We start from the raw sequence: 26,701 nt of genomic DNA, 5'->3' as shown, positions 1-26,701 counted from the left end.
CGCAAGATGAATTTGATCCTTCTTGGCGCGCCCGGTGCCGGCAAAGGCACCCAGGCGGAAAAGATTGTTGAAAAGTATGGTATTCCTGCCATCTCCACCGGTAACATCATCCGTGCCGCTCTGAAAGAGGGCACCGAGATGGGCCTGAAGGCCAAGTCCTATATGGACGCAGGCCAGTTGGTTCCGGACGATGTGGTTATCGGGATCATCAAGGACAGACTGGAACAAAAAGATTGCGAAAACGGATTTATTCTGGACGGATTTCCTCGTACCATTCCTCAAGCCCAGGCGCTTGAGGACATGGGCGTGGCTATTGATAAGGTCATTGATATAGAAGTCCCTGACGAGAAAATTACCGCCAGAATGTCCGGCCGCCGTGTATGTTCAAAGTGTGCAAATTCCTACCACATGCTTTATAAAAAGCCCAAGGTGGACGGTGTTTGTGACGCTTGCGGCGGTGCACTGATTCAACGCAAGGACGATGCGCCGGAGACGGTGCAGGCTCGCCTTGTGGAATACCACAAGATGACCGAGCCGCTGAAAGACTTTTACGACAAGCTGGGTAAGCTGGCAGTCGTAGAGGGTCAGGAAGAGGTGGCAGACACCACGGCACTCGTTTTTGCAGCACTGGAGGATTAACATGGTCGTGCTGAAAAGCAGCAGAGAACTGGAGCTGATGAAAGAGGCTTGCAAGATCTCCGCTGAAGCATTGATGGTAGCAGGTGAGGCTGTTAAGCCGGGCATCTCTACAAAGGAAATCGATAAGATCGCTTATGATCTGATCATCAAACGGGGCGCTAAGCCCAATTTCCTGCACTATGGGGGTTATCCCGCTACTGCATGTATATCCATAAATGATGAAGTGATCCACGGTATACCGAAAAAGGACCGCATCCTCCAAGAGGGTGACATTGTCAGCATCGACCTGGGTGCGGCCAAAAACGGTTATAACGGCGATAATGCTGCCACATTTGCAGTCGGGTCTTGCTCGCCCGAGGCAAAGCGGCTGATGGATACCACCCGCGAGAGCCTGTATAAAGGCATTGAGCAGGCGATACCCGGCAACAGGATCGGCGATATCGGCCACGCAGTACAAGAATATTGCGAGGCGCGCGGATACGGTGTCGTTCGTGACTTTGTGGGTCACGGCGTGGGCACCAAACTTCATGAAGACCCCAGCGTACCAAACTTCGGTCACGCAGGACGCGGTATCAGACTATTACCCGGAATGACATTGGCAATTGAACCAATGATAAATCTGGGGACCTATAAGGTAAAACAGCTTTCAGACGGTTGGACGGTCAAGACGGCAGACGGCAAGCTGGCTGCGCACTTTGAGCACACCATTGCCATTACCTCTAACGGTCCGGTCATTTTGACCAAAGTCTGAGGCGTTAATCAATTGCAGGCGATTACGCCGTAATGTGATTCCAGATAAGAGCGAACATCAATTCAAGATCCTATCCATAAGAGAGGTAAACGATGTCAAAGTCAGATATGATTGAAGTGGAAGGTACTGTGGTTGAGGCGCTGCCCAACACGACCTTTAAGGTAGCACTCCAAAATGACCACATCATTTTAGCCCATATCAGCGGTAAGCTGCGGATGAACAACATTCGTATTCTTCCCGGTGATAAGGTAACGATTGAGATGTCACCCTATGACCTGAACAAGGGTCGTATTATTTGGCGCTCAAAGTAAATAAAGGAGGATATTCAAATGAAAGTCAGACCTTCTGTAAAGAAAATTTGCGACAAATGCAAAGTGATTAAGCGCAATGGTAAAGTCATGGTTATCTGTGAAAATCCAAAGCACAAACAGCGTCAGGGCTAATCCTGAGCAATAATTCGGAGGTAAAACAATATGGCACGTATTTCTGGTGTTGACTTGCCCAACGACAAGAGAGTTGAGATCGGCCTTACTTACATCTATGGTATCGGCCGTACCACTGCTACTCAGATCGTAGAGGCAACCGGAATTGATCCCGATACTCGTTGCAGAGATCTTACCGAGGATCAGGTTTCCAAAATTCGTGATTACATTGAGAAGAACCTGAATGTTGAAGGTGATCTGCGCAGAGACAGAGCATTTGACATTAAGAGACTCATTGAAATTAACTGCTATCGCGGTATGCGCCATCGTCAGGGCCTGCCTGTAAGAGGACAGACCTCCAAGAACAACGCCCGCACCCGCAAAGGTCCCAAGAAGACCATAGCAAACAAGAAGAAATAAGCGTAGGAGGATATTCGTAGTATGGCTACAAAAAAGACCACTGGCTCTCGCAAACGCCGCGAGAAGAAGAATATTGAACGTGGTGCTGCCCATATTCAGTCAACCTTCAACAACACCATCGTAACCATCACGGACACGCAGGGCAATGCCGTTTCTTGGGCGTCTGCCGGCGAAATGGGTTTCCGTGGTTCCAAGAAGTCTACTCCCTTTGCTGCACAGACTGCTGCCGAGGTTGCTGCTAAGGCTGCTATGGAGCATGGTATGAAGACGGTGGAAGTTTTCGTTAAAGGCCCCGGCTCCGGCCGTGAAGCTGCCATCCGCGCACTTCAGACCGCCGGTCTGGATGTAACCCTGATTAAGGATGTTACCCCCATTCCGCACAACGGCTGCCGTCCGCCTAAGAGACGTCGTGTATAATCTAACGGAGGTGTAGAAGATATGGCAAAGAATTCAGAGCCCATCGCAAAGCGCTGCAAAGCACTCGGCATTTCTCCGGCTGTTATGGGCTATACAAATAAGGATACATTCAGAAATTCTTATACCAAGAATCGCCGCAAGAAGAGCGAGTATGCTATGCAGCTGCAGGAAAAGCAGAAAGTGAAGTTCATCTACGGCATTCTGGAGAAGCAGTTCCATTCTTACTATGAGAAGGCAGCTAAGGCTCCCGGCCAGACCGGTGCTGTGCTGTTGACCATGGTAGAGACTCGTTTGGACAATGTGGCTTTCCGCACCGGTTTTTGCAAGACCCGTCGTGAGGCCCGCCAGGCTGTTTCTCACGGTCACTTCACCGTGAACGGCAAAAAGGTCAACATTCCCTCCTACCTTGTGAAGGCCGGCGATGTGATCGCTGTGGTGGATAAGAGCAAGGAGAACGGCAGATTTAAGCTCGTGAAGGAAGAGGGCGTTTATGGTAACGCTCCCAAGTGGCTGGAGGTTGATGCAGAGAAACTGACCGCTAAGGTTGTGGCTCTGCCCACCCGTGAAGACATTGATTATCCTGTTGAAGAGCACTTGATCGTTGAGTTCTATTCTAGATAATAGTTGATCATTCTGTTATTTAGCTGTTAAAATCAAAATAGGAGGCTTTTAAATGATTGAAATTGATAAGCCGAAAATCGAGATTGTAGATTTATCTACTCAGGGAAGCAGAAGCGTAGGTAAGTTTGTGGTGGAACCTCTGGAAAGAGGTTTCGGCGCAACTCTGGGCAACGGTATGCGGAGAGTGCTGCTCTCCTCTCTGCCCGGCTATGCCATCACTTCCGTGAAGATTGATGGTGTGCTGCACGAGTTTTCTACCATTCCGCATGTGAAGGAAGATGTGACGGAGATCGTTTTGAATCTCAAAAACGTTATTCTGAAGATTCACGATGAGCAGCCGAAGATGCTGCACATTGAGGCCAGCGGAGAAGGCGAGATCACTGCGGGCGATATTATTCATGACGCAGATGTAGAGATCCTGAATCCCGAGCTGCACATTGCTTATCTGGACGCCGGCGCCAGCGTATCTATGGAGCTGACGGCAGACAGCGGCCGCGGCTATGTGCCCTGTGACCGCAACAAGCAGCTGATGGATTTGCCCATCGGCACCATTGCAATCGACTCTATCTACACCCCGGTGCTCAAGGTGAATTATACCGTAGAGAACACCCGTGTAGGTCAGCAGACAGACCTTGATAAACTGATTCTTGATGTTGAGACGGACGGCACCATTCCGGCTGACGAGGCCGCTTCTTTGGCTGCTAAGATTCTCAACGACCACCTGATGCTGTTTGTGGATCTCTCTGAGGAGATCGGCAACCAGGATATTATGGTGGAGAAGGATGACGACGGCAAGGAGAAGGTTCTGGAGATGACCATTGAGGAACTGGATCTGTCCGTGCGCTCTTTCAACTGTCTCAAGCGAGCAGGCATTAACACAGTAGAGGATTTGATCAGCAAATCCGAAGAAGATATGATGAAGGTTAGAAACCTGGGCCGCAAGTCCCTGGACGAGGTGGTTGCCAAGCTGCAATCCCTGGGCTTCAGCCTGAGTCACGATGAGGATTAAAGGAGGGAATTTCAATGCCAGGTTCCAGAAAATTGGGCAGACCTACTGACCACAGAAAAGCAATGCTCAGAGGTATGGTTACTTTTCTTTTAGAAAACGGCAAGATTGAAACTACCGTTACCAGAGCGAAAGAGGTTCGCGCTATGGCTGAGAAGATGATCACTCTCGGCAAGAAGAACACTTTGGCTTCCAAAAGACAGGTGCTTTCCTATGTTACCAAGGAAGATGTTGTAAAGAAGTTGTTTGATGAGATCGCTCCCAAGTACGAGGACAGAAACGGCGGTTACACCCGCATTGTAAAGACTGGCCCCCGTCGCGGCGACGCAGCTGAGATGTGCATCATCGAGCTTGTATAAGCGCAGGTCATTATGACGGTTATAGGCGTATGTACCCCGGTACATACGCCTTTTTTCATGGTCGTGGCGTTTAATTATAAAAATCACCAAAGTGTGCAGACACTTTGCCCACAGCAGCCGTCTTATAGAGTGTACACACAATGAGAAACGCTTTGATCAGCAGAAAGGAAATGTACGATGTTCGGTAAAAAGAAAATTGAGGCCGTGTCCGTATTAGATCTGCGCAACTATACGCCCCAGGCACTGCGCAAGATCAGCTCTATTCAAGCGGTAAGCACCATTTTGCTGCCGGAGAATCCTTCACCGGCCTTCGCAGAGGCCTATGCGGATATAACCAAGGGGGCCATTGCCCAGGAGGTGTTTGCGCCTATGGACAAAGTGGCCCAGTATAACGGGCTGAATGTGCTGGGCTCTACGCTGCCGGAGGGCGCCATTTGCCTTTGTAACGGTATGACCATCTTTCGGCGGGCAGCCGGGGAGAAGCACGCCCGGGTCTTTCTGAGCGGTATAGGCATTGCAGAGCAGGGCACCGGCCTGGTGATTGAGAACCTGAACGGTATGTTCCGGGAATTGGATCGGGATCTGGACCATTTGCACCAGTTCTCCGCAGAGCTGCGGGCAGGTGCGGATTTGCTGTCCCGATTGGAGGACGGCGCGGTGATCGTGGTGGGCAGCAGCCTGTTTTTTGCGCCGGATGTGACCCCGGAGATGATCACGGATAAGCACCTGTTGTTTATCGTAGGTGCGGTTGCTGTATGTCCCAAGCCGCTGCTGGGCACGGTGCAGGCCAACAGCATAGTAGGCAATATGGTCATGGACGAAGAAGCGTATGAAGCATTCCGAAAAAAGTACAAAGTATGAGCACTTTAATGCTGTTTATGCTGGATCTTTTGCTGCGGTGCTGCGTTGGATTCGTGGCCGTGTGCCTGCTGATTTGGCCGAGGAGCTGACCCAGCAGACCTTTATGCAGTATTGGCAGTGGCTGCTGGCGGCGGCTGCTTTCCCCAAGTCGGACAAAAGCCTGCTGCTGTCCATTGCCCGCAGCGTGTGTGCCGACCACTACCGGGCCATTGCTGCCCGGGTAGTGTGCGTGGCAATACCGGAGGACTTTGACCTGCCGGATCGGGCGGATCCCATCACCATGGTAGAGTGGGCGCAGGTGCTGGGTATGCTGGGGCGAGAGGATCAGATTTTGCTCGCTATGCGGCGTCAGGGCTACGGCAGTAAAGAGATTGGTCTGGCACTGGGTATTTCCGGCTCTGCAGTGCGTACCCGGTTGCAAAAGGTGCGCAAGCTGCTGCGTAAGGTGCTGGCGGACTGACGGTTGCACCGGCGTCAGGCTTATGGTATAATGACAACAGAATATGTGAGGTGGTATCCTGATGAAAAAGTACAGTGTGATCTTTTGTTTTCTGCTGGCAACTGTGTTTGTTGGGGTGCCATCTTTTTTTGCCTTTGCCGGGGAGCAGGGGACTTTAGGTGATAGTCAGGTGGATTATGTGTTTGAGGAGAGTACCGGCACCTTGACCCTCACCGGCACCGGTGCTACGCCGGATTACACCCCGGAGAGTCTGCCGCCATTTGCCGCCCACCGCAGCCAAATCCGTACAGTGAAAGTGGAGGAGGGCATTACCGGTCTGGGGGACAATCTGCTTCGCCAGTTGACGGCTGTTACGGATGTGCAGTTGCCGGAGAGCCTGAGAACGATTGGCAGTAACACCTTTTTCCATGTCGCAGCCTTGCAGTCGATACGAATTCCTGCCGGGGTCACGGGGATTGGCAGCTATGCCTTTGCCGCTTGCTCCGGGCTGACGGATATTCAGTTTGATAATATGGCCGGCAGTTTGCAGCTGGGCGCCTGTGCCTTTATTGACTGCAAGGCGCTGACCGCTGCGCAGTTCCCGGTGGGTACCGGCTTTGGTCAGTACGCAGTTGGGTACCAGGACGAGGACGGCCGTCCCATGACTGCCTTTACCCTGCGGGGACTGACCGGCACCACAGCCCAGTATTATGCGGACGCAGCGGCACAGATTACCTTTGATCCGGCGCTGGAGCTGACCCAAGGCGCCACCTTTGGCAACACATTTCAATCCTACAGCGGTACAGATTGGTATCGCTATACCCCTACTGCTACCGGTACTTACCATTTTTACTCCATGGGCAGTGTGGACACGGTGGCGCGCCTATGCGACGGCAGCAAGGCGGACCTGGGGCAAGGCAGCGACGACCGTTCCCTTTATGATCTGAATTTTGATCTCACCTGTACTTTGCAGGCAGGGGAGACCTATTATTTTCAAGTGACCAATAATCACAGCCTGGGGGCATACACGGCGTATCTGTATCCAGGCAAAGTGATCGGTTTTTCTGCCGCATTCCCGGCAGATCAGGTGTTGGTCACCGGTGTGGATAGCACGGCGCGCACGGACAGCGATGGGCAGGCCTATGCTTACTTTGACCTGAACGCCTTTACCGATCGGTTGCAAATTACCATCACTTATGATACCGGCGACCGGGTGACCCTGCCGCTGACAGAGAAAAACTATAACGGCCATGTCTTTTCTTTGACGGACGATCAGACCACCCATCACTGGACAGAGGGTACATACACCGCCACTCTGACCTGGGGTGACCAAACGGCTGCTGTGCCGGTGCAAGTACACACCCATGTGTATACCGCCCAACGCACAGAACCCACTTGCGTGGCAGACGGCCAAATCCTTTACACCTGCACTTGCGGTGACAGCTATGCCACCCCGATTGCCAAGCTGGGGCATACGGCGCCTGCCACCCATCGAGTTGAGCCCACATGCACCCTGCCGGGTTATACTTATGATTATTGCACCCGGTGCAGAGCGCATTTGTCCGACACCGTCAGTACCCCGGCGTTGGGGCACGATTATACCGCCGTTGTGATCCCGCCGACGACAACAGAGGAGGGCTACACCCGCTACACCTGCCGGCGCTGCGGCAGCAGCTATGATGCGAATTATCAACCGGCGCTTCGCTACACCGTTACCGGGCGTGCGGTGGCAATGGAGAGCACGGACGGCAGTCACCCCCACAATTATCTGTTGGTGGGCACGACGATAGAGTGGAACGATGAGAGCGTGCAAACCGGCGAGGACGGCACATTTTCCATTGCCGTGGCGCCGGGTACTTATACCTTGACCGTGGGGGCGGATTTTTACTTATGCCGCCAGGTGCAGGTAACGGTCACTACACAGAGCGTAGACTTGGGCGATGTGCCGGTGATGACCTATGATTTGACCGGCGATGGGTATGTGAACGCCCGGGATCTGGTGACTTTACAGCAGTACGCAGCCGATATTGACCGGGGCGATGGCGCGTATGAGCGGTTGTTGGATTTTAACGGAGACGGGCGAATTACCGCTGCGGATATGGACGGCGCTGCCGGTTTTATCGGTGCCGGCAAGCTGGACGAAAGCATTTACGATTAACAGAGAAAACCAACCTGTGGAAACACGGGTTGGTTTTTGTATTTTTCTATTGAAAAAGCACCGCATATAGCGTATAATAGCCGTAATATAAACGAAAAAACACTTGCCATACCCGGTGCCGCACCCGGTGCGCCACCGCAAACGGAGGACAGTTTTATGAAAAAAGTTGCAGTCATTATGGGCTCGGACAGCGATCTGCCGGTGGTGGCACCGGCCATTAAGCAGCTGCGGGAGCTGAGCATTGAGACCGAGGTGCATGTAATGAGCGCCCACCGTACCCCCAAGGAGGCTATGGCCTTTGCAGAGAGTGCCCGGGAGAACGGCTTTGGCGTGATCCTGGCAGCCGCCGGTATGGCGGCGCACCTGGGCGGCGTGCTGGCCGCTTCCACCACGCTGCCGGTGATTGGTATTCCGTGCAGCGCCAAGGTGCTGGACGGTATGGACGCCATGCTGGCTACGGTGATGATGCCCCCGGGTATTCCGGTGGCTACCGTTGGGGTCAATGCGGCTAAGAACGCAGCGCTGCTGGCAGCGGAAATTCTGGCTGTGGGCAATGACGACTTAATGGACAAACTGGTGCAAATGCGGGCGGATATGGCCGCTGCCGTGCGCCAAAAAGATACAGACCTGCAAAAGAAACTGGAGGAGATTTGAGTATGGAAAAGAGTTTTAGTGCAAGTTATGCGGCAGCCGGTGTAGATGTGACCGCCGGTTATGAGTCTGTGGAGCGGATCAAGGCCCATGTAAAGCGCACCACCGTGCCCGGCGTGCTGGGTGGGATCGGCGGCTTTGGCGGTATGTTTCAACTGCCGGTGAATGACTATAAAGAGCCGGTGCTGGTCAGCGGTACAGACGGTGTAGGCACCAAGCTGAAGATCGCCTTTTTAATGGATAAGCACGACACCGTAGGTATCGATTGTGTGGCTATGTGCGTCAACGATGTGGCTTGCTCCGGTGCCAAGCCCCTGTTCTTCCTGGATTATATTGCCTGCGGCAAAAACTTCCCGGAGAAGATTGAGCAGATCGTGGCCGGTGTGGCTGAGGGCTGTGTACAGGCCGGCTGCGCTCTGGTCGGCGGCGAGACTGCGGAGATGCCCGGCTTTTATCCGGAGGACGAGTATGACCTGGCCGGGTTCTCCGTTGGCGTTGGCGAAAAGAGCAAGTTGGTCAGCGGTGAGGAACTGCAAGCCGGAGACGCGCTTATCGGCGTGGCCTCCTCCGGCGTACATTCTAATGGCTTCTCTTTGGTGCGCAAGGTGTTTAACATTTCTTCTCAGCGGCTGCATGTGCAGGTGCCTGAGCTGGGCAAGAGCCTGGGCGAGGAGTTGCTGACGCCCACCCGCATTTATGTAAAGCCCCTGCTGGCACTGATGGACAGCGTGCGGGTGCACGCCATCAGCCACATTACCGGCGGCGGTTTCTATGAGAATGTGCCCCGTATGCTGCAAGATGGTTTCACCGCTGTGATTGAGAAAGACAAGTGCTTTAAGAAGCCTATTTTTGACCTGATCGCCAAAGAAGGCAACATTCCGGAGCGGGATATGTATAATACCTTTAATATGGGCACCGGTTTGGTGATTGCCGTAGACGCCACGAAGGCGGACGAGGCCGTGCGGATCCTGCAACAGGCAGGGGAGCAGGCTGCAATCATCGGCCAAATCAAGTCCGGCGAGAAAGGCGTGGAGCTGGTATGAAGCGCATTGTGGTGTTAGTTTCCGGTGGGGGCACCAATTTGCAGGCTTTGCTGGACGCCCAAGACAGGGGAGAGATCCCCGGTGGGCAAATTACCTGCGTGATCGCTTCCAAGCCCGGCGTGTATGCGCTGGAGCGAGCCGCGGCCCACGGTATTCCCGGTAAGGTTTTGGAGCGCAAGGCGTACCCGGATGTACATGCTTATTCTGCTGCCATGCGGGACCTGCTGCTGGCGGAGCAGGCGGATCTGGTGGTGTATGCCGGGTTCCTGACCATTCTTGATGAACAGGTGGTAGACGCTTTCCCCGGCAAAATGATGAACATTCACCCGGCGTTGATTCCATCTTTTTGCGGCAAGGGCTATTACGGGCTCCATGTGCATGAGGCGGTGCTGCAAAGCGGAGTCAAGCTGACCGGCGCTACGGTGCACTTTGTGACTGCCGACTGCGACGCCGGTCCCATCATCGCCCAAAAGGCGGTGCCGGTGCTGGAGGGGGACACCTCGGAGGTTTTGCAGCGGCGGGTGATGGAACAGTGCGAATGGCAGCTGCTGCCTCAGGCGGTGGCACTCTTTTGCCAAGATAAAATTCAGATTACGGGCAACAAGACCCGTATTTTAGATTGAGGTACATTATGGAGATACAACAGCTTTCAACCCTGCTGTCCGGCAACAGCTATCCCGGCCGTGGGATCGTGTTGGGTCGCAGCAAGGATGGGAAAACGGCAATGATCGCCTATTTTATTATGGGGCGTAGCGTCAATTCCCGCAACCGTGTGTTTGAGGAGAACGACCGTGGCGGCATTCGCACCAAGGCTTTTGATGAGAGCAAGATGGAGGATCCGTCTTTGATCATTTACAACCCGGTGCTGTGCTTGGACGGCAAGACCATTGTCACCAACGGTGACCAGACGGATACCATCTATGACTTTATGGCAAAGGGCAAGTGCTATCGCCACGCGCTGCTTACCCGGGAGTTTGAGCCGGACGCGCCCAACTACACCCCCAGAATCAGCGGCGTTGTCAAGCCAAACGGCGACTACAACCTGTCCATCTTAAAGTCCAATATGGGTCGGGGTGACTCCTGCCTGCGTTATTTCTTTGAGTATGCAGCGGTGCCCGGTCTGGGCCATTTGATCCACACCTACAAGGGCGACGGCGATCCGATCCCGTCCTTTGAGGGCGAGCCGGTGCCGGTGGAGATGGACGGCGACCTGGACAGCTTTACTCAAATGATTTGGGACAGCCTGAACGAGGACAACAAAGTTTCCCTCTTTACCCGTTTTATTGATTTGGAGAGCGGTAAGGCAGAGAGTCGGATTATCAATAAAAACAAATAAAATACAGAAAATACAGGAGAATTGGCGGCAAAACGGCAGTTCTCCTAAAAGTCTTTTTTGGAGGTCAAAGAATATGACGGTTTTGGTGGTAGGCGGCGGTGGCCGCGAGCACGCATTGGTGCGCAAGATCAAAGAGTCGCCCAGAGTGGACAGTGTGCATTGCTGCCCGGGCAATGGGGGCATTGCCTATGATGCAGTGTGTCACAATGTGGCGGCGATGGATATAGACGGCGTCGTAGCGCTGGCAAAGGAGATTCAGGCAGACCTGGTGGTCGTGGCCCCGGACGATCCGCTGGTGGCCGGTATGGTAGATGCCCTGAACGCGGCGGGCTTTGCCACTTTTGGCCCCCGAGCCAACGCGGCTATCATTGAAGGCTCCAAGGTATTCTCTAAGGATCTGATGCAAAAGTACCACATTCCCACCGCCGAGTATCGGGTATTTGACGATCCCCGGGCGGCCATTGAATATATTACGGAGAAAAACGAATTTCCCACAGTCATTAAGGCAGACGGTCTGGCTTTTGGCAAGGGCGTGCTGATTCCGGAAACTTTGGAAGAAGCGGTGGCCGGTGTTAAGGAAATTATGGAGGACAAGGTATTCGGTGCCTCCGGCAATCATATTGTGGTGGAGGAGTTCCTTACCGGGCCGGAAGTGTCTGTGCTGGCCTTTACCGACGGCAAGTGCGTGCGGCCTATGGTGTCCTCCATGGATCACAAGCGAGCACTGGACGGCGACAAGGGGCTGAATACCGGCGGTATGGGCACTGTGTCCCCCAACCCGTACTATACGGAAGCGGTGGCACAGCAATGTATGGACACCATCTTCCTGCCCACCATTGCGGCGATGAATGCCGAAGGGCGCACCTTCCAAGGCTGCCTCTACTTTGGTTTGATGCTTACCCCTAAGGGTCCCAAGGTGATTGAATACAACTGCCGTTTCGGTGACCCGGAGACCCAGGTGGTGCTGCCCCGGCTGGAAACGGATATTATGGATATTTTTGACGCCATTAACACCGGTACGCTGGCGCAGCTGGATATTCGGTGGAGTGATAAAGCCTGCGCCTGTGTAATTTTGGCCAGCGGCGGTTACCCCAAGTCTTACCCCAAGGGGCTGGAGATCACCGGTCTGACCGATGGGCAGCGAGCGGGAGTTACCGTGTACCATGCTGGTACAGCGCAAAAGGAAGGCAAGCTGGTGACTGCCGGCGGGCGGGTGCTGGGCATTACCGCCTTGGGTGACAATTTGCAGGCGGCGCTGGATACCGCCTATGCCGCTGCACGGGAAGTGCACTTTGACGGTGTGCATTACAGAAAAGACATTGGAGCCCGCGCATTGGCTGCCGGCAAATGTGAATAGGCTATGAACTTTACAAATTGTTATTGACAATTATACAGGCTGTGATATAATAGACACGTTACACACTTTGTATAATTTTTAATCGAAGAGGCGAAATTATGGCAACTGTTAAAAAGAGTAAAAAACGAATTATCGTTCCCATCGCCATTGTGTTGGTGATCGCCATTATCGTGACCAGTATCTTTATTGTGCGCAAGGTCAACGGCGGCGAGCAGGTGACCCTGCACACCATCTCTACCGGCGATATTTACGAGACGGTCAGCGCTACCGGCGATGTGACCGCAGGCGCCAGCCGTACATACAAGGTCGGCACTGTGGCAACTGTAAAAGAAGTGTTTGTCCAAAAGGGCGACAAGGTCAAAGAGGGCGACAAACTGGCTACCTTTGATACCTCTAATGTGGACGCCCAGATCTCCAAATTGCAGGGGACTTATACGGACGCTAAGAAGGCGTACAACACCGCTCGCAGCAATCAGACTGCCGCTAAGTCGAATTTGGCAGCGGTCAATAAGCAGATCAACACGCTGGAAAAGCAGATTGCCAAGCTGCAGAAGCGTGCCAATACCACTACCTCAAAGAAGAAGACCACAACGAAAAAGCACCGCACCACGCTGCCGACCACAGTTCCCACAACGCGGGTGACCACCACCAAAGAAACCACCGCTAAGGCCGCTACCTATACGGTAAAGGCAACGGTGCTGGCCGGCCAGGAGAGCTACGGTACCGTGCAGGTGGGTAATAATACCGCCGGTTCTACCAGTGCAGGTAAGTATGACGAGGGTGCAGATGTGGTGATCAAGGCTGTTCCTGTCAAGGATTACAGCTTCTCCGGTTGGTACGATGCCAACGGCACGAAATTGAAGTCCTCCAAGCAGGTGACTGTTCAGGTGCGTGGTAATGTGCAGTATATTGCGCAGTTTGAGAAGACCAGCACCACCGGTGCGCTCGCGGATCTGTCCGATACCTTGGCCGAGATTGCCGATAATATTCGCGATATGACCAATGATGTGGATACCATGATGCAGATCATGAAGACCACAGCGGACGCCATCAGTAAGGCGTTGGATAGAAATATTACCGATTCCAACGCCATCGCCAACGCGGTGGAAAAGGCCATTCGTGACGCCATCAGCGACGGATTGATTAACGAGGACAATCTGAAAGTGATGGGCGATGTGCTGGCAAAGAGTATTGCACAGGCTGTAAAGGAAATTGATTGGAAGAGCGTTGCAAAAGACCTGACCAGTACGACGGATATACAGTTGACCACCAAGCAGCTGCAATTGGCTGCCCTGTATGCGCAGTCCAAAATGTATGCGGTAGAGGCTTCCGACACCGCTGTCAGCGCACAAAAGAGCGTAATGGAGGGTGCAGAGAGTGCCCTGACCGCTTTGCAGGACGCAAACAAGGATTTGCAGGCCGGTTGGACCGCTTCTTTTGACGGTACCATCACCACCTGCGATCTGGTAGCCGGGGAGCAGACCTCCCTGGTCAATGACGGTATTGTGCTGGAGAATATGAACACCATGGTCGTGACCATCAGCCTGAGTGAGTACGATAACTATCGGGTGAAGGTGGGTATGCCCTGCACCATTTCCACTGCTTACGGTAAGTATGAGGGCGAGGTGACTGCCAAGGCACCTACCGCCACCGGCGGCTCTACCGGCTCCATCTTGGACAATGTAGGTTCCATGGCCGGTATCAGCGGTCTGTCCAGCCTAACCAGCTCCGGTGCAGGCGTGGAGTGTACGGTAGAAGTGAAACACCCGGACGAGAACATTATCATCGGTTTTGAAGCCAATGTGGTGATTAGCACCGGTGAGTACCTGGGCGTTGTAACTGTGCCCACCGGCTCGATTGTACTGGATAAGACCGGCACCTATGTGTACCTCTACAACGAGAAGGAAAAGACGGTCACCAAGACTGCCATTACCACCGGCGCTATGTCTGACAGCGCCTACCAGGTAACCGACGGCCTGAAAGCCGGGGACAAGATCGTTGCCGCACCATCCACTACCTATAAGGAAGACTCCTTTAAGGTTAAGGTGGTTGACAAACTGAGTACAACGAAATAAGGAGCACTTTTTGTGAACATTTCAGAAAGCTTTAAAATCGCTGTCAAAGCCATAAAGGCGAACTGGATGCGCTCGCTCCTGACGATGTTGGGTATCATTATCGGTATCAGCTCTGTGATCATGATTGTGGGAGCCGGTACCGGTGCCCGGGACTATATTGTCTCTTTAATCGAGGATATGGGCTCCAACGCCGTGATGGTCTCGGTGGATACCACCCAGGCTACGGACAACGACTACATTACCTTGAAGGATGTAGAGAATATTAAAAGCCGTGTAAACGGCGTAGATCGCTGCTCGCCTATGCTGATGGGCTTTGGTAAGGCCACCATTGACTCCCAGGCCAAGGAAGCTACCGCCATGCTGGTTGGCGTAAACAGCGACATTCAGTACGCCTTGACCGAAGGCTGCACCTACGGTCGGTTCTTTACCGATGAGGAGTACAGCGCCAATTCGCCTATTGCCGTGATCGGTATTAACAGTGCGCAAAGTGTATTTGGGTATGAAGATGTGACCGGCGAGTATGTGACTGTGTCCTCCAGCGGTAAGTCCATGAAGGTCAAGATAGCGGGTGTGGCCAATATTGACCAGATTGCCCAGTCCGCCGGCGGCAGTTCCTCTCTGTCAACTATGTTTCAGCAGAACGAGGACTCTCCGGTGATCGCATTGTTTATGCCATGCACGACGCTGACCCAGATCACCGGCGCCAACTCCAACCTGAGCTCCATTTTCGTGATCGCCCAGGACGGTGCAGACAATGACGCTGTAGGTAACGCCACCGTCAACTATTTGAAAGCGGCCCACGGCAATTTTGCCAAGAATATGTATATTGCCCAGAATATGGCCACCTATATTCAGATCGTAGATATTGTTATGCAGGTGCTGACCGCATTTATTGCCTGTGTAGGTGCCATTTCCCTAATCGTTGGCGGTATCGGCGTGATGAACATTATGCTGGTGTCCGTAACCGAGCGAACGCGGGAGATCGGCATACGAAAGTCCTTGGGCGCAAAGACCAAGGTGATCACCTTGCAGTTCCTAACCGAATCGGTGATTTTGTGCTTGATCGGCGGTATCATTGGCCTAGTATTGGGTATTGCAGGCGCGTATGCGGCCTGTGCCGTTATCAATATTACCCCCAAGATCACTTGGTGGGTGATCCTGCTGGCACTGGCATTCTCCAGCGGTGTTGGGCTGTTCTTCGGCATTTACCCGGCCCGCAAGGCTGCTAAGCTGTCGCCTATTGAGGCGCTGCGCCGAGAGTAAGTCAAAATTTATACAAAGTAAGACCGTATCGACAGGCATAGTTGGTACGGTCTTTGTTTTAGGTATTGAAAAAGATGGCATAATAGTGTAAAATAAAAGGACATTTTGAGCGTATGCGCAAGAATAAGGGAGGACCCTTGTATGGAGAGTATTCAGCAGGTGATCGACCGCTTTGATTTTCAGGGCAAGACGGCGGATTGCCGGGCCTTTGGCAACGGCCATATCAATACAACCTATATCATTACCACCGATCTGCCGGAGGGCGGTCAGCAGCGCTACGTGCTGCAGAAAGTCAATCACAATGTATTTCGTGACATTGACCGGCTGATGCAGAATGTGTTTGCAGTTACTTCCTTTTTGCAGGAGAAGATTCGGGCTGCCGGCGGCGACCCGGACCGGGAGACCCTGCACTTTATCAAGACCAAGGATGGCGCGCAGTATTACACTGCACCGGATGGGGATTACTTCCGCGCCTATGTGTTTGTAAAGGACTCTATCAGCTATGACGCGGTGGAGAGCGCAGCTCTGTTCCAAAAGAGCGGCGAGGCATTCGGCCGGTTCCAGCACCTGCTGGCGGATTTTCCGGCTGAGACTCTGTATGAGACGATTCCGAATTTCCACAACACCCTGTGGCGGTATGAGAACGAGTTTCTCCCGGCGGTAAAAGCCGATAAGGCCGGTCGTGCCGCCGCTGTGCAGGCGGAAATTCAGTTCGTAAAGGACCGCAAGGCGGATACCCATCGGCTTAGCGACCTGGCGGCTGCCGGGCAGTTGCCCCTGCGGGTGACCCATAATGATACCAAGCTGAATAATGTGCTGTTTGACGCCACCGCCGGCGAGGCCATTTGTGTGATCGACCTGGACACGGTCATGCCGGGTCTTGCCCATTATGATTTTGGCGACTCTATTCGCTTTGGTGCCAACACCGCCGCCGAGGACGAGGCAGACCTGTCCAAGGTGAGTTTGGATCTGGAGTATTTCGGCGCCTATGCCAAGGGGTTTTTGTCCCAGGCGGGGGAGAGCCTGACCCAAACGGAGATCGACCAGTTGGCCTTTTCTGCCAAGTTGATGACCTTTGAGTGCGGTATGCGATTTTTGACCGATTACCTGAACGGCGACACCTACTTTAAGACCGCTTACCCGGAGCATAACCTGGTGCGCGCCCGCAACCAGTTTGCCCTGGTGGCGGATATGGAGCGCAAAATGGACCAAATGGAAGCGCTGATCGCTGCACTGTAAAAAGAAACAGCAAAGAATATGGGAGGCACTCTGTTGGGAGCGCCTCCGTATTTTTTAGAGGGCTTTTTATGCTGAAAAGATCCATAGCGGCGCACACAGGCAAAATATAAAAGCGCAACCCCTATGGGTTGCGCTTTTTTGTATAGATTTTGCTGGATCAAACCACGCCTTGCGCCATCATGGCATCGGCCACTTTCATAAAGCCGGCGATGTTGGCACCAACAACGAAGTTGTCGCGGGCATTGTACTTTTCACAAGCCTCTTTCATGTTGTGGTAGATGTTGACCATAATGCCTTGCAGCTTGGCGTCTACCTCATCAAAAGTCCAGCTGGAGCGAATGGAGTTCTGGCCCATCTCCAGTGCGGAGGTGGCTACGCCGCCGGCGTTGGAAGCTTTGCCGGGCAGGAACAGAATGTGATTTTGCAGGAACACCTCTGTAGCCGCTGCGTCCGTGGGCATATTGGCGCCCTCACACACTGCGTAGCAGCCGGTGTCTACCAGGCGCTGCGCCTGCGCGGCGTGGATCTCATTCTGGGTGGCGCAGGGGAGCGCCACATCGCAGGTCACGGCATCCCACACAGAGCCCTCTGCATAAGTGGCGGTGGGGTGGCTCTCAGCGTACACAGAAATGCGCTTTCTGTCTACTTCCTTAATCTGCTTTACAGCCTCTACATCAATGCCGTTTTCGTCAATCACATAGCCGGTAGAATCGGAGCAGCAGATGACTTTTGCACCTAACTGCCGAGCCTTCTCCATAGCGTAAATGGCCACATTACCGGAGCCGGACACGGCCACACGAGCACCTTTAAGATCCTTATTGTGGTCCTTGAGCATTTCCTCGGTAATATACACCAGGCCGTAGCCGGTAGCCTCTGTACGGGCAAGGGAGCCGCCGAAGCTCAGGCCCTTACCGGTGAGCACGCCCTCGGAGCGGTTCGTCAGTTTCTTGTACTGACCGTATAAGTAACCTACCTCGCGGGCACCGGTGCCGATGTCGCCGGCGGGTACGTCCTCGTCCGCGCCTACATATTTATACAGCTCATTCATAAATGCCTGGCAGAAGCGCATCACTTCCATATCGCTCTTGCCCTTGGGGTCAAAGTCAGAGCCGCCCTTGGCGCCGCCGATGGGCAGGCCGGTCAGGCTGTTTTTGAAGATCTGCTCAAAGCCAAGAAACTTGATGATAGACAGGTTTACGCTGGGGTGCAGGCGCAGACCGCCTTTGTAGGGGCCGATGGCGGAGTTAAACTGCACGCGGTAGCCGCGGTTTACATGCACCTGGCCATGATCGTCCACCCACGGAATACGGAACATGATCTGCCGTTCCGGCTCAACCAACCGCTCCAACAAGCTGGTTTTTTGGTATTTCGGATCGTTGTTGACCACCGGCGCCAATGCGTCTAAAACCTCTGTGGCGGCCTGGATAAATTCCGGCTGATCCGGGTTCTTTGCTTTCAGATCTGCCAGCACTTTTTCTGTATAAGTCATACAAAATCCCTCTCTTCAGAAGCGTTGCTTCCGTTTATTTTTGTATAAATTATACCAATATCATAGGTATTAGTCAATGTACGCGTATCTATTTTTCCACTTTGCACAAAAAAGATTGCCGTGAGTTTTCACTCACGGCAAAATTGAATAAAAATGCGTTTTTCGGTGTACGCCGGTCAGCTACAAATTAACTGACCGTAGCCTTTGCCTCGTTTGTAGATCACGCAGGTTTGGCCGTTCGGCGCCAGATAAACAAAGAAGCTGTGTCCCAGCATTTCCATTTGCACGATGGCCTCATCGTCGGTCATCATTTGCAATTGAATGTTCTTTTTGCGCTGAATATCCACAGCGGAGCTGTCATAGCTCTCAAAGTCATCCATGGTCACTTCTTCTATGGGCTCCAGCATGGAGGCGATCTGGTCAATGCCGCCCTTGCGCTTCTTATCTACCAGGTAGGTCTTTAGCTTGCGCAGCTTTCGCTTCAGGTCGTCTACTGCCATATCAATGACCGGCTCAATCTTGTCTGCCCGTGCCTCGCCGCGGATAAAGGAGCCAATGTACTTGACTGTAATGTCGCACTTGTAGCCGTCCTTTACCTTGGCTAAGGTCACATCAAAGGAGGCGTTGTCAGGCAGCATTTTTTCAATGCGCTGCAGCTCTTTGTCAATACCGTCTTTGGTGCCTTGCTTTAGGTCAAATCCTCTTGCCGTAATGTTGATCATACTATCACCCCTTTGGGAATTCAGAGACATACCTCTGTACCCATATTATACACCACCGAGAGAGAAAGAAAAAGTATTGAGGTTTTGGCTGTTTTGTAGTATAATATATAGCCGACGGCTCCGGCGCTCGGCTCACCGATACATATGGCGAAAGTCAGGGCCTGTTTGGCACAGACAAAGAGAACGGATAAAAGAAAGTATAAGAAAAGAGCACACCATAATCGGTGTGCTCTTCCTGTTTATCCGGCTTAGATGGTGCCGTCCCAGGTGGAGACTTCCGTTGCCTTTTTCTCCTCCTCATCGAACCAGTGGGTGGTGACCGCCTTGCTCTCTGTGTAGAAGCGATAAGCGTCCTTACCCAGGCAATGCAGGTCGCCGAAGAAGGACTTTTTGTGCCCGCTGAAGGGGATAAAGCCTACCGGTACCGGAATACCCACGTTGATGCCGACCTGGCCGCCGTCGGTACGGCGGGCAAACTCCCGGGCATAATAGCCGCTCTGGGTGTAGATCACGGAGCCGTTGGCATAGGGGTTGGCGTTCATAATGGCCAAGCCCTCCTCAAAGTCCTTGCACCGTTTGATGCATAGCACCGGACCAAAGACTTCTTCGTCGCCGATGGTCATATCTGCCGTTACATGATCAAAGATGGTGGGGCCTACATAGTAACCGTTCTCGTAGCCCTCCACAACGGTGTTACGGCCGTCCAACACCAGGGTGGCGCCCTCGGCTACGCCCTTGTCAATATCAGCCAGTACCTCTTTATAATGCTTTTCGTAAGTGATGGGACCCAGGCGGGAGCTCTTGTCCCAGGCAGGGCCGCAGTTTACTTTCTCCGCCTGCTTTTTCAGCTCGGCTACAAAGGCGTCTGCAATGCTGTCCTGTACCACGCAGCAGGACAACGCCATGCAGCGCTGACCGGCACAGCCGAATGCAGAGTTGATCACGCCGGCTACCGTACGCTCTAAGGCGCAGTCCTCCATCACCAGGGCATGGTTCTTGGCCTGGCACAGGGCCTGGCAGCGCTTGCCGTTGGCAGCGGCTTTTTCATAGATTTTCAGACCCACCGGGGTGGAGCCAACAAAGGTAATGCCCTTAACATCCGGGTGCTCCAGAATGGTGTTGATCTCATTGCGAGAGCAGGTGACCACATTGATGACACCGTCCGGCACGCCTGCGTCCTTGTACAGCTGGGCAAAAAGCATGGCGGTCTTGGGGGTCAAGGAAGCGGCTTTCAGCACCAGGGTGTTGCCGGTGGCAATACAGGTGGGTGCCATCCAGCCAAAGGGGATCATGGCCGGGAAGTTTACAGGCACAATGCCGGCAAACACGCCCAGCGGCTCTCTGTATTTCACGGTATCATACCCGCGGGAGGCGTCCATAATGGACTCACCCATCATCAGGGACGGTACCTGGGTGGCCAGCTCTGTGCCTTCTTTTGCCTTGAGCACATCTCCCTCGGATTCTGCCCAAACTTTGCCGTTTTCCTTGGCAACACTCATGGTCAGTTCATCCATGCGCTCCAGGATCAGTTCCCGCACTCTATATAGAATCTGTGCCCGCTTAATGGCCGGGGTGGCGCTCCAGCCCGGATAGGCAGCTTTGGCGGCCGCAATGGCCTCCAGCACCTCATCGTTGGTGCAGCAGGGCGCCTGGCCGGTGATTTCGCCGGTGGACGGATTGTGCAGGTCGTACCATTTGTCCGTCTTGGACTCACGGAACTGACCGTTTACAAAATACTTTAGCTTTTCTGCCATAGATTTTACCTCTCTTATCCTCCCCGCCGCAAAGCGGAGCATAATTTTGCAATTTCATTGTACCACAGCCCCTACGCCAAAATCAATACCCAGCCGTCGAGAACGGCCTAAATTGAACAAAAGTACGCTTGCCGTCACATTTGATCGACTGCTGCATAGAATGGGTAAGAAATAACGGCAAAGAAGGGGTAGTATGGGCGAGTGTACCGTGGTATTGGTGGGCGGCAACAATGGAGGTAAGGAGCATTTGCTGCAGGAGCTTTTGGGGCGGCGGCAGGGGGGTGCCTGGTGTTATTCGTACCGGCATATTACTTATGATTTGCGGCTGCTGCCTCTGTGCGCTCTGCAAAGTCCGGCGCTGCGCGGGGCGGACTGTACGGTGCTGGTGACCCCGGCGCTGGATCTGCAGCGGGCACTGGCGGCGTTGCCTGCCCTTTGGCAGCGCAGTCATCGGTTGGTGGTGTACATCACGGATAGGGGTGCTGCCCGGCGGCGCGGTGTTATCATTGACCCGGCAGCGCTGTCCGCCGGGCTGGGGTGCCCGGTGGTGGTGGCCACCCCTTACAGCAGCCGTGGGGTCAATCGGCTGCTGGCTGCGGTGGACCGGGTGGTACATTTTCCGCCGGTGCCCCATACCCTGGGGGATACGCATATCCAAACGGTACTGGCGGCAGCGGTGCGCCCGGGGAATCGTGTGCGCACATTTCGTCGGTGCCGGGTGTGGACGGCGGTGCTGTGCGTGACCCTGTGGGCGTTGGCTGCTTTGCTCTTGGTGTTGCTATTGCATTTTGGCAGGGGATAGAGCGCTTTTCAGTCATATATATTTGAGAAAAAATGACATTCTCTGCTAAAAGAATCGGGTTCGGCACGACTTCTCCACAGTTCAAAGCGGTAGCAAATGCTGCCGCTTTTTTTCTTTGTTGTACTGCTTTAACGCTTTGCTACGCTACAATTTCCTGAATTTGGCGAATATTTATGCAAGATCATGAATTTCTGCTTGCATTTTTGTCAGAGTTATCTTAAAATATAATTATCTTTTTTCAAAATCTGAACAGGAGGCCTGAACATGAGAGAAGAATCCAAATCCTATGCCCGCGAAGCTATGGACATTGTGGAACACGCCGCACACAAGATCGGCTCCCGCTTGCCCGGTTCCGACGGTGAAATCAAATTTCATCAGTATATGGGCGACAAGCTGCGCGACATCGGCATTGAACCGAAGACGGAGGAGTTCGCCGTTTCACCCCGTTCCGGTATCGGCGGTCTGTCCTATGCCGGTTGGTCCGGCGTGATCCTGAGCATCGGCGCCATTATTGCCCTGGCCAGCGGCTTTAATAAGCTGTGGTACGCCCTGGCTGCGCTGGGTCTCATTACGATCTTTTGGCTGGTGATGAGCTGCTTTTTCTACAAGACCTGGTTTGATATGTTCTTCCCCCAGGAGATCAGCCGCAATACCCTTGGCGTGCTGGAGCCGGAGGACGGCAAGTATGACTATACCATTATCCTGTCCGGCCATACGGATACGTCCTGGTGCTGGCGCCACAGTGAGCACGCATATAAGTATGCCAAGACCAAGCCGATTATGGGCCTGATCGCTACATATGGCAAGGTGGGCTTCGGCGCGGTTTGCTTTTTCTTTATTGCGCTGTTTTCTGTGTTTATGGCTGTCGTGAACATTTGCAATTACGCCGGCGCCCAGTGGGCACAGACCATGCTGGCCTCTCAGGGCTGGAACACCTTTATGTTCATTATGAACTTCGTGCCCATCGTTACCGCCATTGGTTCTCTGTTTGTGGTGATGTGGGGCGATCCTAATCCCCGCAACGCTTCTCGCGGCGCTATGGATAACGCCACCGGCATTGGCCTAAGCTATGCGGTGATCAAGTATTTCAAGGAGCACCCGGAAAAGATGCCTAAGAACTGCCGCATTGTAGACGCCAATATCGGCTCTGAGGAGGCGGGTCTACGCGGCTCCATGTACTTTGCCCAGGAGCACCGCTTTGACGATCTGTCCCAGAACGCCTGGAACATTAACATTGACTCTGTGGCAGATAAAGAGTATTTTGAAGTGGTGATCAAGGACGACTGGCAGGGCGTGCGCTTTGATACGGATATGGAAAAGATGTTTAAGGACACCTTTAACGAGATGGGTATCGAGAGCAAGACAAACGGTTGTATCCACAATCCCGTTGGCGGCTGCGACTCTACACCTATGACCCGCGCGGGTATTAAGTCCGTGACCTTTGCGGCCCAGAACCCCATGCTCACCTATTATTACCACACCTGGCGGGATATGCCGGAGCGGTTTGAGATGGAGACCGTAGGCGACGGCTTTGATGTGATCCTTGGCGTGATCGACAAGATCGCTGCTTTCCAGGAAAAGAATGGCTACAACGGCCCTCAGAAGAAATAAGAATGCCCATGAGAACACCCCAAGGTTGCAAGCCTTGGGGTGATTTTTTGTATAGATAAAAAAGAACGGATGGCTATGTGCCATCCGTTCTTTGCGCTGTTTAGTTGTTGTGGGGGAAGACGACGGTCAGCATCCACTTGAAATTCTCCGGGGCGTACACCGAATGGGGCTTTTTGGCGGGCATCACCAGCGCCTCGCCGGGCTTTACCAGGTAGGGCACACCGTCTACGGTGAACTGACCCACACCCTCCAGCACGGTAACCATAGCGTCGCCGGTGGAATCATGGGTGCCGATCTCCTCACCGGCTGCAAAGGCAAACAGGGTCACGCTGACGGCGTCATTCTGCGCCAGGGTTTTGCTGACCACTTGGCCGGGCTGCACCTGGACTTGATCTGCAAGACGGAAAATCGCCTCATGAGGTACATTCTTAATATAAGGCATCGTTGCACTTCCTTTCTTTGATCTTATCTCTATTATAGCAAACCCGCAGCCAAATATCCACCATAAAATAAAACCCGCCGGCAGAAGTCGGCGGGTCGTTTTGGTATGGCCGGTTATTTCAGCTTTTCTGCCCAGGCGGTGACGGCGGGCATGGGGGTCTCTTGGCGGTCGCCGCCGGTGGAGTCGAACTGCACATCCGTTTGGGCTATGACTTTTGCGCCCTTGGCGCAGGCTTTCATGTCCGCCAGCGCATGGCCGGGCCAGCCGCCGTGGGTGGCAAACAGGACCAACTCTTTGCCGGTCAGATCCGTTTCTGTTAAGAAAGTGCGCACAGCCGGGGCCATGGTGTACCACCAGGTGGGGGTGCCCAGCACAATGCGGTCATAGTATGCCGGGTCCTTGTCCAGGGGCTTGATGGGCGGGCAGACCTTGTTTTGCGTCTCTGTCTTGGACAGACCGTACACCAACTCGTCATAAGAGCAGTTGTAGGGCTGCACCGTGTCAATGGCCGCCAGGTCTGCACCCAGGGTGGACGCGATCTCCCGGGCGATCTTCTTGGTATTGCCCCGGGATTGGGAATAATAGACCACCAATGTTATTGCCATTTTCGTTCTCCTTACAGGTTTTGCAGATCGTCGCTAATTTGTGCGGAGGTCAGGCGGTTTTCTTCCAGCACCGACTGCACATCGTATCGATCAAGGAATTCTTTTTGCAGGCCGTAGCACAGCACCTTGGTGTCTGTTTTGCCGTAGTAGGCTGCGATTTTTTGGCCAAAGCCGCCGTCCAGCACGCCGTCCTCCAGGGTGACTACGGTTTTATGGGTCTTGCCCAACTGGGCCAGCAGTTCCTTGTCCAGCCCGGTGATATAGTAGGGGTTGATCACCGTGGGGCGCACGCCGGTGCGCTTTTCATATTCCGCAGCCGCTTGCTGTGCCAGGGGATAAAAGCTGCCCAGGCCGATAAAGGCCACATCGCTGCCCGCCTGGGTCACTTCATAGGTGTTCAGCTTGCCAAAGTCCTTGGTGACTGTCTTGCCGTCGGAGAGTACGCCGCAGGCCGGTACGCGAATGGCTACCGGGTGCTCCCGTTGCGTCATGCTCCAGTGCAGCATGGCAAAATACTCCTCCTTGGTGGCGGGGGCCAGGTACACCAGGTTGGGAATGTTAGAGATCATGGGAATGTCAAAGATGCCCAGGTGGGTCACATCGTTCATACCGTACACAGAGGCGGCGAACACCAGCAGAGAGGCCGGGTTGTTATTGATGCACAGGTCCTGGCTCAGCTGGTCATAGGTGCGCTGCAAAAAGGAGCTGTACACGCCATACACCGGCTTGGCACCGCCGGCAGCCAGTCCGCTGGCCAGCGCTACGGCGGTCTCCTCGGCAATGCCCACATCCATGAATTGTTTGCCTGCCTGCTTGCGCAGATCCTCGGTAAAGCCGAATACGGTGGGGGTGCCGGAGGTGATGGCCACCACTTTGGGGTCCTTTTGCATTTCCTCCAGCAGATACCGGGCGGTCAGATCGCCGTAGTCCTCGCCCTCAAAGTGCACTGTGCTCTCGCCGGTTTTAGGGTCGAAGGGCATACACCAGTGCCAGTTCTCCTTGTGGGTTTCTGCCGGGGCGTAGCCCTTGCCTTTCTCGGTGACAATGTGCACCACTACCGGGTGGTCGCAGTCCTTGACCTGCTGAAAGGTCTCAATCAGCGCGTCTGTGTTATTGCCATCCGGCTGGAATACATAATCAAGCCCCATAGCGCGGAACAGGTTGCACTCTGCCTTGCCGCCGGTTTGGCGCAGCAGCTTCAAATTTTTATAAATGCCGCCGTGGTTCTCTGCAATGGACATACCGTTGTCGTTGACCACGATGATCAGATTGCTGTCCATCTCACCGGCCAGGTCCAGCCCCTCCAGTGCCTCGCCGCCGGACAGAGAGCCGTCGCCGATAATGGCCACCACATTGTGGTGCTCGCCCTTAGCGTCCCGGGCCTTTGCCAAGCCGCAGGCCAGGCTGACGGAGGTGGAAGTATGGCCCAGCGTAAAGGGGTCGTGGGCGCTCTCCTGGGGCGCGCTGTACCCGGTAATATCGTCATACCGGGCCGGGTCTAAGAAGCCGTAGCTGCGCCCGGTAAGCATCTTGTGGGGATAGGTCTGGTGGGACACATCAAAGACAAACCGGTCCTTGGGGGAGTCAAACACCGTGTGCAGGGCAATGGTGGCCTCCACCAGTCCCAGATTGGGACCGCAGTGGCCGCCGTGGTGGCTGAGTTTTTGAATCAGCGCGGTGCGCATTTCTGTCGCCAGGACTGTGCGCTCTGGGCTGTTTAAGGCTTTTACATCGGCAGGGCCGTTGATCTTTTCCAAATACATTTTGCGTTTTCTCCTTTTGTTAATCCCAGGTGAGCTTGCCGGTTTTTACCGCCACCTGGTAGCGAGAGATCTTGTACTCCAATTTGTCCAGCATACGCTGCGTGTCTGCCATTTGGGCCTCCAGTGCGACTTTCTGGTCCAGCAGCAGTTGCAACCGGTCGGGAATGGTGCTGTCGCCCTGCATATAGAGCCGCACATACTCGATCATCACCTCTACCGGCAGACCGGCGCTGCGCATACAAATGGCCAGTTCTACCCAGCCAAGATCGTCTTCTTGATAATCCCGAATGCCGCCGCCTGTGCGGTGCACCTGGGGGATCATACCCACCCGCTCGTAGTAGCGCAGGGTGTCTTGGGAAATGTTGTACTTTTCGCTGACTTCTTTAATGGTCATAGGCTCACCTCGTTTCAAGGGTAGTATATACCTTTGAGTTGACTCTAAGTCAAGACTTTTTT

The 26,701-nt window shown here is 53.8% G+C and carries 29 protein-coding genes; 22 read left to right on the top strand and 7 right to left on the bottom strand.

Translation table 11 applies throughout. From position 1 onward, the window contains the following. The first annotated feature begins 6 nt into the window (after positions 1–6). The 20 genes from OGM59_05480 to OGM59_05385 all read left to right on the top strand — a co-directional run bounded on the left by OGM59_05480 (position 7) and on the right by OGM59_05385 (position 17,057). Positions 7–639, top strand: a complete 633-nt coding sequence (locus tag OGM59_05480; GenBank protein ID UYI90156.1) for an adenylate kinase — start codon at positions 7–9, stop codon at positions 637–639. 1 nt (position 640) lies between these two features. After that, positions 641–1,390 carry a type I methionyl aminopeptidase gene (gene map, locus OGM59_05475; GenBank protein ID UYI90155.1) on the top strand — a complete coding sequence of 250 codons (750 nt, stop codon included), beginning with the start codon at positions 641–643 and terminating at the stop codon, positions 1,388–1,390. Positions 1,391–1,482: 92 nt separating this feature from the next. After that, the gene (gene infA, locus OGM59_05470; protein UYI90154.1) at positions 1,483–1,701 is read left to right on the top strand and encodes a translation initiation factor IF-1; all 219 of its coding nucleotides are present in this window, start codon (positions 1,483–1,485) and stop codon (positions 1,699–1,701) included. An 18-nt stretch (positions 1,702–1,719) separates the two neighbouring features. Next, complete coding sequence (gene rpmJ / locus OGM59_05465) at positions 1,720–1,833, top strand: 50S ribosomal protein L36 (GenBank protein ID UYI90153.1); 114 nt, start codon at positions 1,720–1,722, stop codon at positions 1,831–1,833. Positions 1,834–1,863: 30 nt separating this feature from the next. Beyond that, complete coding sequence (rpsM, locus tag OGM59_05460; GenBank protein ID UYI90152.1) at positions 1,864–2,232, top strand: 30S ribosomal protein S13; 369 nt, start codon at positions 1,864–1,866, stop codon at positions 2,230–2,232. Positions 2,233–2,253: 21 nt separating this feature from the next. Beyond that, entirely contained in the window at positions 2,254–2,649 is a 396-nt protein-coding gene (rpsK, locus tag OGM59_05455; protein UYI90151.1) for a 30S ribosomal protein S11, read from the top strand. Positions 2,650–2,670: 21 nt separating this feature from the next. Beyond that, positions 2,671–3,270: a 30S ribosomal protein S4 gene (rpsD, locus tag OGM59_05450; GenBank protein UYI90150.1), complete on the top strand. Its 600-nt coding sequence runs from the start codon at positions 2,671–2,673 to the stop codon at positions 3,268–3,270. Positions 3,271–3,322: 52 nt separating this feature from the next. Further along, on the top strand, positions 3,323–4,279 hold the full coding sequence (locus OGM59_05445; protein ID UYI90149.1) for a DNA-directed RNA polymerase subunit alpha: 957 nt from the start codon (positions 3,323–3,325) through the stop codon (positions 4,277–4,279). Positions 4,280–4,293: 14 nt separating this feature from the next. Further along, a complete protein-coding gene (gene rplQ, locus OGM59_05440; protein UYI90148.1) occupies positions 4,294–4,635 on the top strand; it encodes a 50S ribosomal protein L17 in 342 nt (113 codons plus the stop codon). Positions 4,636–4,812: 177 nt separating this feature from the next. Further along, entirely contained in the window at positions 4,813–5,496 is a 684-nt protein-coding gene (locus tag OGM59_05435; GenBank protein ID UYI90147.1) for a hypothetical protein, read from the top strand. Continuing rightward, positions 5,465–5,956, top strand: coding sequence for a hypothetical protein (locus OGM59_05430; protein ID UYI90146.1), 492 nt, complete (start codon positions 5,465–5,467; stop codon positions 5,954–5,956). The genes OGM59_05435 and OGM59_05430 overlap by 32 nt, the downstream gene beginning before the upstream one ends. A gap of 61 nt (positions 5,957–6,017) precedes the next feature. Beyond that, positions 6,018–8,093 (top strand): leucine-rich repeat protein, encoded by a 2,076-nt coding sequence (locus OGM59_05425; protein UYI90145.1) that lies wholly within the window; start codon positions 6,018–6,020, stop codon positions 8,091–8,093. A gap of 156 nt (positions 8,094–8,249) precedes the next feature. Then, positions 8,250–8,747 carry a 5-(carboxyamino)imidazole ribonucleotide mutase gene (gene purE, locus OGM59_05420; protein UYI90144.1) on the top strand — a complete coding sequence of 166 codons (498 nt, stop codon included), beginning with the start codon at positions 8,250–8,252 and terminating at the stop codon, positions 8,745–8,747. 2 nt (positions 8,748–8,749) lie between these two features. Beyond that, positions 8,750–9,787 carry a phosphoribosylformylglycinamidine cyclo-ligase gene (gene purM / locus OGM59_05415; protein ID UYI90143.1) on the top strand — a complete coding sequence of 346 codons (1,038 nt, stop codon included), beginning with the start codon at positions 8,750–8,752 and terminating at the stop codon, positions 9,785–9,787. After that, complete coding sequence (purN, locus tag OGM59_05410; protein ID UYI90142.1) at positions 9,784–10,410, top strand: phosphoribosylglycinamide formyltransferase; 627 nt, start codon at positions 9,784–9,786, stop codon at positions 10,408–10,410. Before purM ends, purN begins: the two co-directional genes overlap by 4 nt. A gap of 8 nt (positions 10,411–10,418) precedes the next feature. Further along, a complete protein-coding gene (locus OGM59_05405) occupies positions 10,419–11,123 on the top strand; it encodes an IMP cyclohydrolase (GenBank protein ID UYI90141.1) in 705 nt (234 codons plus the stop codon). Between the two features lie 73 nt (positions 11,124–11,196). Beyond that, complete coding sequence (gene purD / locus OGM59_05400; protein UYI90140.1) at positions 11,197–12,480, top strand: phosphoribosylamine--glycine ligase; 1,284 nt, start codon at positions 11,197–11,199, stop codon at positions 12,478–12,480. A gap of 98 nt (positions 12,481–12,578) precedes the next feature. Then, the gene (locus tag OGM59_05395) at positions 12,579–14,555 is read left to right on the top strand and encodes a biotin/lipoyl-binding protein (GenBank protein UYI90139.1); all 1,977 of its coding nucleotides are present in this window, start codon (positions 12,579–12,581) and stop codon (positions 14,553–14,555) included. Between the two features lie 12 nt (positions 14,556–14,567). Further along, positions 14,568–15,818 carry an ABC transporter permease gene (locus tag OGM59_05390; GenBank protein UYI90138.1) on the top strand — a complete coding sequence of 417 codons (1,251 nt, stop codon included), beginning with the start codon at positions 14,568–14,570 and terminating at the stop codon, positions 15,816–15,818. Positions 15,819–15,959: 141 nt separating this feature from the next. Continuing rightward, on the top strand, positions 15,960–17,057 hold the full coding sequence (locus OGM59_05385; protein ID UYI90137.1) for an aminoglycoside phosphotransferase family protein: 1,098 nt from the start codon (positions 15,960–15,962) through the stop codon (positions 17,055–17,057). A gap of 157 nt (positions 17,058–17,214) precedes the next feature. Here the strand turns inward: OGM59_05385 and gdhA are convergent, their stop codons facing one another. The 3 genes from gdhA to OGM59_05370 all read right to left on the bottom strand — a co-directional run bounded on the left by gdhA (position 17,215) and on the right by OGM59_05370 (position 21,022). Then, positions 17,215–18,546: an NADP-specific glutamate dehydrogenase gene (gdhA, locus tag OGM59_05380; GenBank protein UYI90136.1), complete on the bottom strand. Its 1,332-nt coding sequence runs from the start codon at positions 18,544–18,546 to the stop codon at positions 17,215–17,217. 176 nt (positions 18,547–18,722) lie between these two features. Further along, the gene (raiA, locus tag OGM59_05375) at positions 18,723–19,268 is read right to left on the bottom strand and encodes a ribosome-associated translation inhibitor RaiA (GenBank protein ID UYI90135.1); all 546 of its coding nucleotides are present in this window, start codon (positions 19,266–19,268) and stop codon (positions 18,723–18,725) included. A gap of 248 nt (positions 19,269–19,516) precedes the next feature. Beyond that, positions 19,517–21,022, bottom strand: a complete 1,506-nt coding sequence (locus tag OGM59_05370; GenBank protein UYI90134.1) for a CoA-acylating methylmalonate-semialdehyde dehydrogenase — start codon at positions 21,020–21,022, stop codon at positions 19,517–19,519. A gap of 193 nt (positions 21,023–21,215) precedes the next feature. Here OGM59_05370 and OGM59_05365 point away from each other — a divergent pair, with 193 nt between their 5' ends. Next, on the top strand, positions 21,216–21,824 hold the full coding sequence (locus OGM59_05365; protein UYI90133.1) for a hypothetical protein: 609 nt from the start codon (positions 21,216–21,218) through the stop codon (positions 21,822–21,824). A gap of 264 nt (positions 21,825–22,088) precedes the next feature. After that, on the top strand, positions 22,089–23,435 hold the full coding sequence (locus OGM59_05360) for a M28 family peptidase (protein UYI90132.1): 1,347 nt from the start codon (positions 22,089–22,091) through the stop codon (positions 23,433–23,435). A gap of 100 nt (positions 23,436–23,535) precedes the next feature. On the opposite strand, the gene OGM59_05355 is transcribed toward OGM59_05360, so the two are convergent. From OGM59_05355 to OGM59_05340, 4 genes are all read right to left on the bottom strand, one after another. Next, the gene (locus OGM59_05355; protein ID UYI90131.1) at positions 23,536–23,877 is read right to left on the bottom strand and encodes a cupin domain-containing protein; all 342 of its coding nucleotides are present in this window, start codon (positions 23,875–23,877) and stop codon (positions 23,536–23,538) included. A 113-nt stretch (positions 23,878–23,990) separates the two neighbouring features. After that, positions 23,991–24,482 (bottom strand): NAD(P)H-dependent oxidoreductase, encoded by a 492-nt coding sequence (locus OGM59_05350; GenBank protein ID UYI90130.1) that lies wholly within the window; start codon positions 24,480–24,482, stop codon positions 23,991–23,993. An 11-nt stretch (positions 24,483–24,493) separates the two neighbouring features. Then, on the bottom strand, positions 24,494–26,245 hold the full coding sequence (locus OGM59_05345; GenBank protein ID UYI90129.1) for a 1-deoxy-D-xylulose-5-phosphate synthase: 1,752 nt from the start codon (positions 26,243–26,245) through the stop codon (positions 24,494–24,496). A 19-nt stretch (positions 26,246–26,264) separates the two neighbouring features. Next, a complete protein-coding gene (locus tag OGM59_05340) occupies positions 26,265–26,639 on the bottom strand; it encodes a MerR family transcriptional regulator (protein UYI90128.1) in 375 nt (124 codons plus the stop codon). Positions 26,640–26,701: the final 62 nt, after the last annotated feature.

The organism is Oscillospiraceae bacterium, from assembly GCA_025757685.1.
Taxonomy (GTDB): Bacteria; Bacillota; Clostridia; order Oscillospirales; family Acutalibacteraceae; genus CAG-217.
This window is presented reverse-complemented; position numbering and strand designations above follow the sequence as displayed.

Bases quoted from the DNA above. Each gene is read 5' to 3' on its own strand.
- OGM59_05480 (UYI90156.1), top strand. From the start codon at position 7: ATGAATTTGATCCTTCTTGGCGCGCCCGGTGCCGGCAAAGGCACCCAG.
- map (UYI90155.1), top strand. From the start codon at position 641: ATGGTCGTGCTGAAAAGCAGCAGAGAACTGGAGCTGATGAAAGAGGCT.
- infA (UYI90154.1), top strand. From the start codon at position 1,483: ATGTCAAAGTCAGATATGATTGAAGTGGAAGGTACTGTGGTTGAGGCG.
- rpmJ (UYI90153.1), top strand. From the start codon at position 1,720: ATGAAAGTCAGACCTTCTGTAAAGAAAATTTGCGACAAATGCAAAGTG.
- rpsM (UYI90152.1), top strand. From the start codon at position 1,864: ATGGCACGTATTTCTGGTGTTGACTTGCCCAACGACAAGAGAGTTGAG.
- rpsK (UYI90151.1), top strand. From the start codon at position 2,254: ATGGCTACAAAAAAGACCACTGGCTCTCGCAAACGCCGCGAGAAGAAG.
- rpsD (UYI90150.1), top strand. From the start codon at position 2,671: ATGGCAAAGAATTCAGAGCCCATCGCAAAGCGCTGCAAAGCACTCGGC.
- OGM59_05445 (UYI90149.1), top strand. From the start codon at position 3,323: ATGATTGAAATTGATAAGCCGAAAATCGAGATTGTAGATTTATCTACT.
- rplQ (UYI90148.1), top strand. From the start codon at position 4,294: ATGCCAGGTTCCAGAAAATTGGGCAGACCTACTGACCACAGAAAAGCA.
- OGM59_05435 (UYI90147.1), top strand. From the start codon at position 4,813: ATGTTCGGTAAAAAGAAAATTGAGGCCGTGTCCGTATTAGATCTGCGC.
- OGM59_05430 (UYI90146.1), top strand. From the start codon at position 5,465: ATGAAGCATTCCGAAAAAAGTACAAAGTATGAGCACTTTAATGCTGTT.
- OGM59_05425 (UYI90145.1), top strand. From the start codon at position 6,018: ATGAAAAAGTACAGTGTGATCTTTTGTTTTCTGCTGGCAACTGTGTTT.
- purE (UYI90144.1), top strand. From the start codon at position 8,250: ATGAAAAAAGTTGCAGTCATTATGGGCTCGGACAGCGATCTGCCGGTG.
- purM (UYI90143.1), top strand. From the start codon at position 8,750: ATGGAAAAGAGTTTTAGTGCAAGTTATGCGGCAGCCGGTGTAGATGTG.
- purN (UYI90142.1), top strand. From the start codon at position 9,784: ATGAAGCGCATTGTGGTGTTAGTTTCCGGTGGGGGCACCAATTTGCAG.
- OGM59_05405 (UYI90141.1), top strand. From the start codon at position 10,419: ATGGAGATACAACAGCTTTCAACCCTGCTGTCCGGCAACAGCTATCCC.
- purD (UYI90140.1), top strand. From the start codon at position 11,197: ATGACGGTTTTGGTGGTAGGCGGCGGTGGCCGCGAGCACGCATTGGTG.
- OGM59_05395 (UYI90139.1), top strand. From the start codon at position 12,579: ATGGCAACTGTTAAAAAGAGTAAAAAACGAATTATCGTTCCCATCGCC.
- OGM59_05385 (UYI90137.1), top strand. From the start codon at position 15,960: ATGGAGAGTATTCAGCAGGTGATCGACCGCTTTGATTTTCAGGGCAAG.
- gdhA (UYI90136.1), bottom strand. From the start codon at position 18,546: ATGACTTATACAGAAAAAGTGCTGGCAGATCTGAAAGCAAAGAACCCG.
- raiA (UYI90135.1), bottom strand. From the start codon at position 19,268: ATGATCAACATTACGGCAAGAGGATTTGACCTAAAGCAAGGCACCAAA.
- OGM59_05370 (UYI90134.1), bottom strand. From the start codon at position 21,022: ATGGCAGAAAAGCTAAAGTATTTTGTAAACGGTCAGTTCCGTGAGTCC.
- OGM59_05365 (UYI90133.1), top strand. From the start codon at position 21,216: ATGGGCGAGTGTACCGTGGTATTGGTGGGCGGCAACAATGGAGGTAAG.
- OGM59_05360 (UYI90132.1), top strand. From the start codon at position 22,089: ATGAGAGAAGAATCCAAATCCTATGCCCGCGAAGCTATGGACATTGTG.
- OGM59_05355 (UYI90131.1), bottom strand. From the start codon at position 23,877: ATGCCTTATATTAAGAATGTACCTCATGAGGCGATTTTCCGTCTTGCA.
- OGM59_05350 (UYI90130.1), bottom strand. From the start codon at position 24,482: ATGGCAATAACATTGGTGGTCTATTATTCCCAATCCCGGGGCAATACC.
- OGM59_05345 (UYI90129.1), bottom strand. From the start codon at position 26,245: ATGTATTTGGAAAAGATCAACGGCCCTGCCGATGTAAAAGCCTTAAAC.
- OGM59_05340 (UYI90128.1), bottom strand. From the start codon at position 26,639: ATGACCATTAAAGAAGTCAGCGAAAAGTACAACATTTCCCAAGACACC.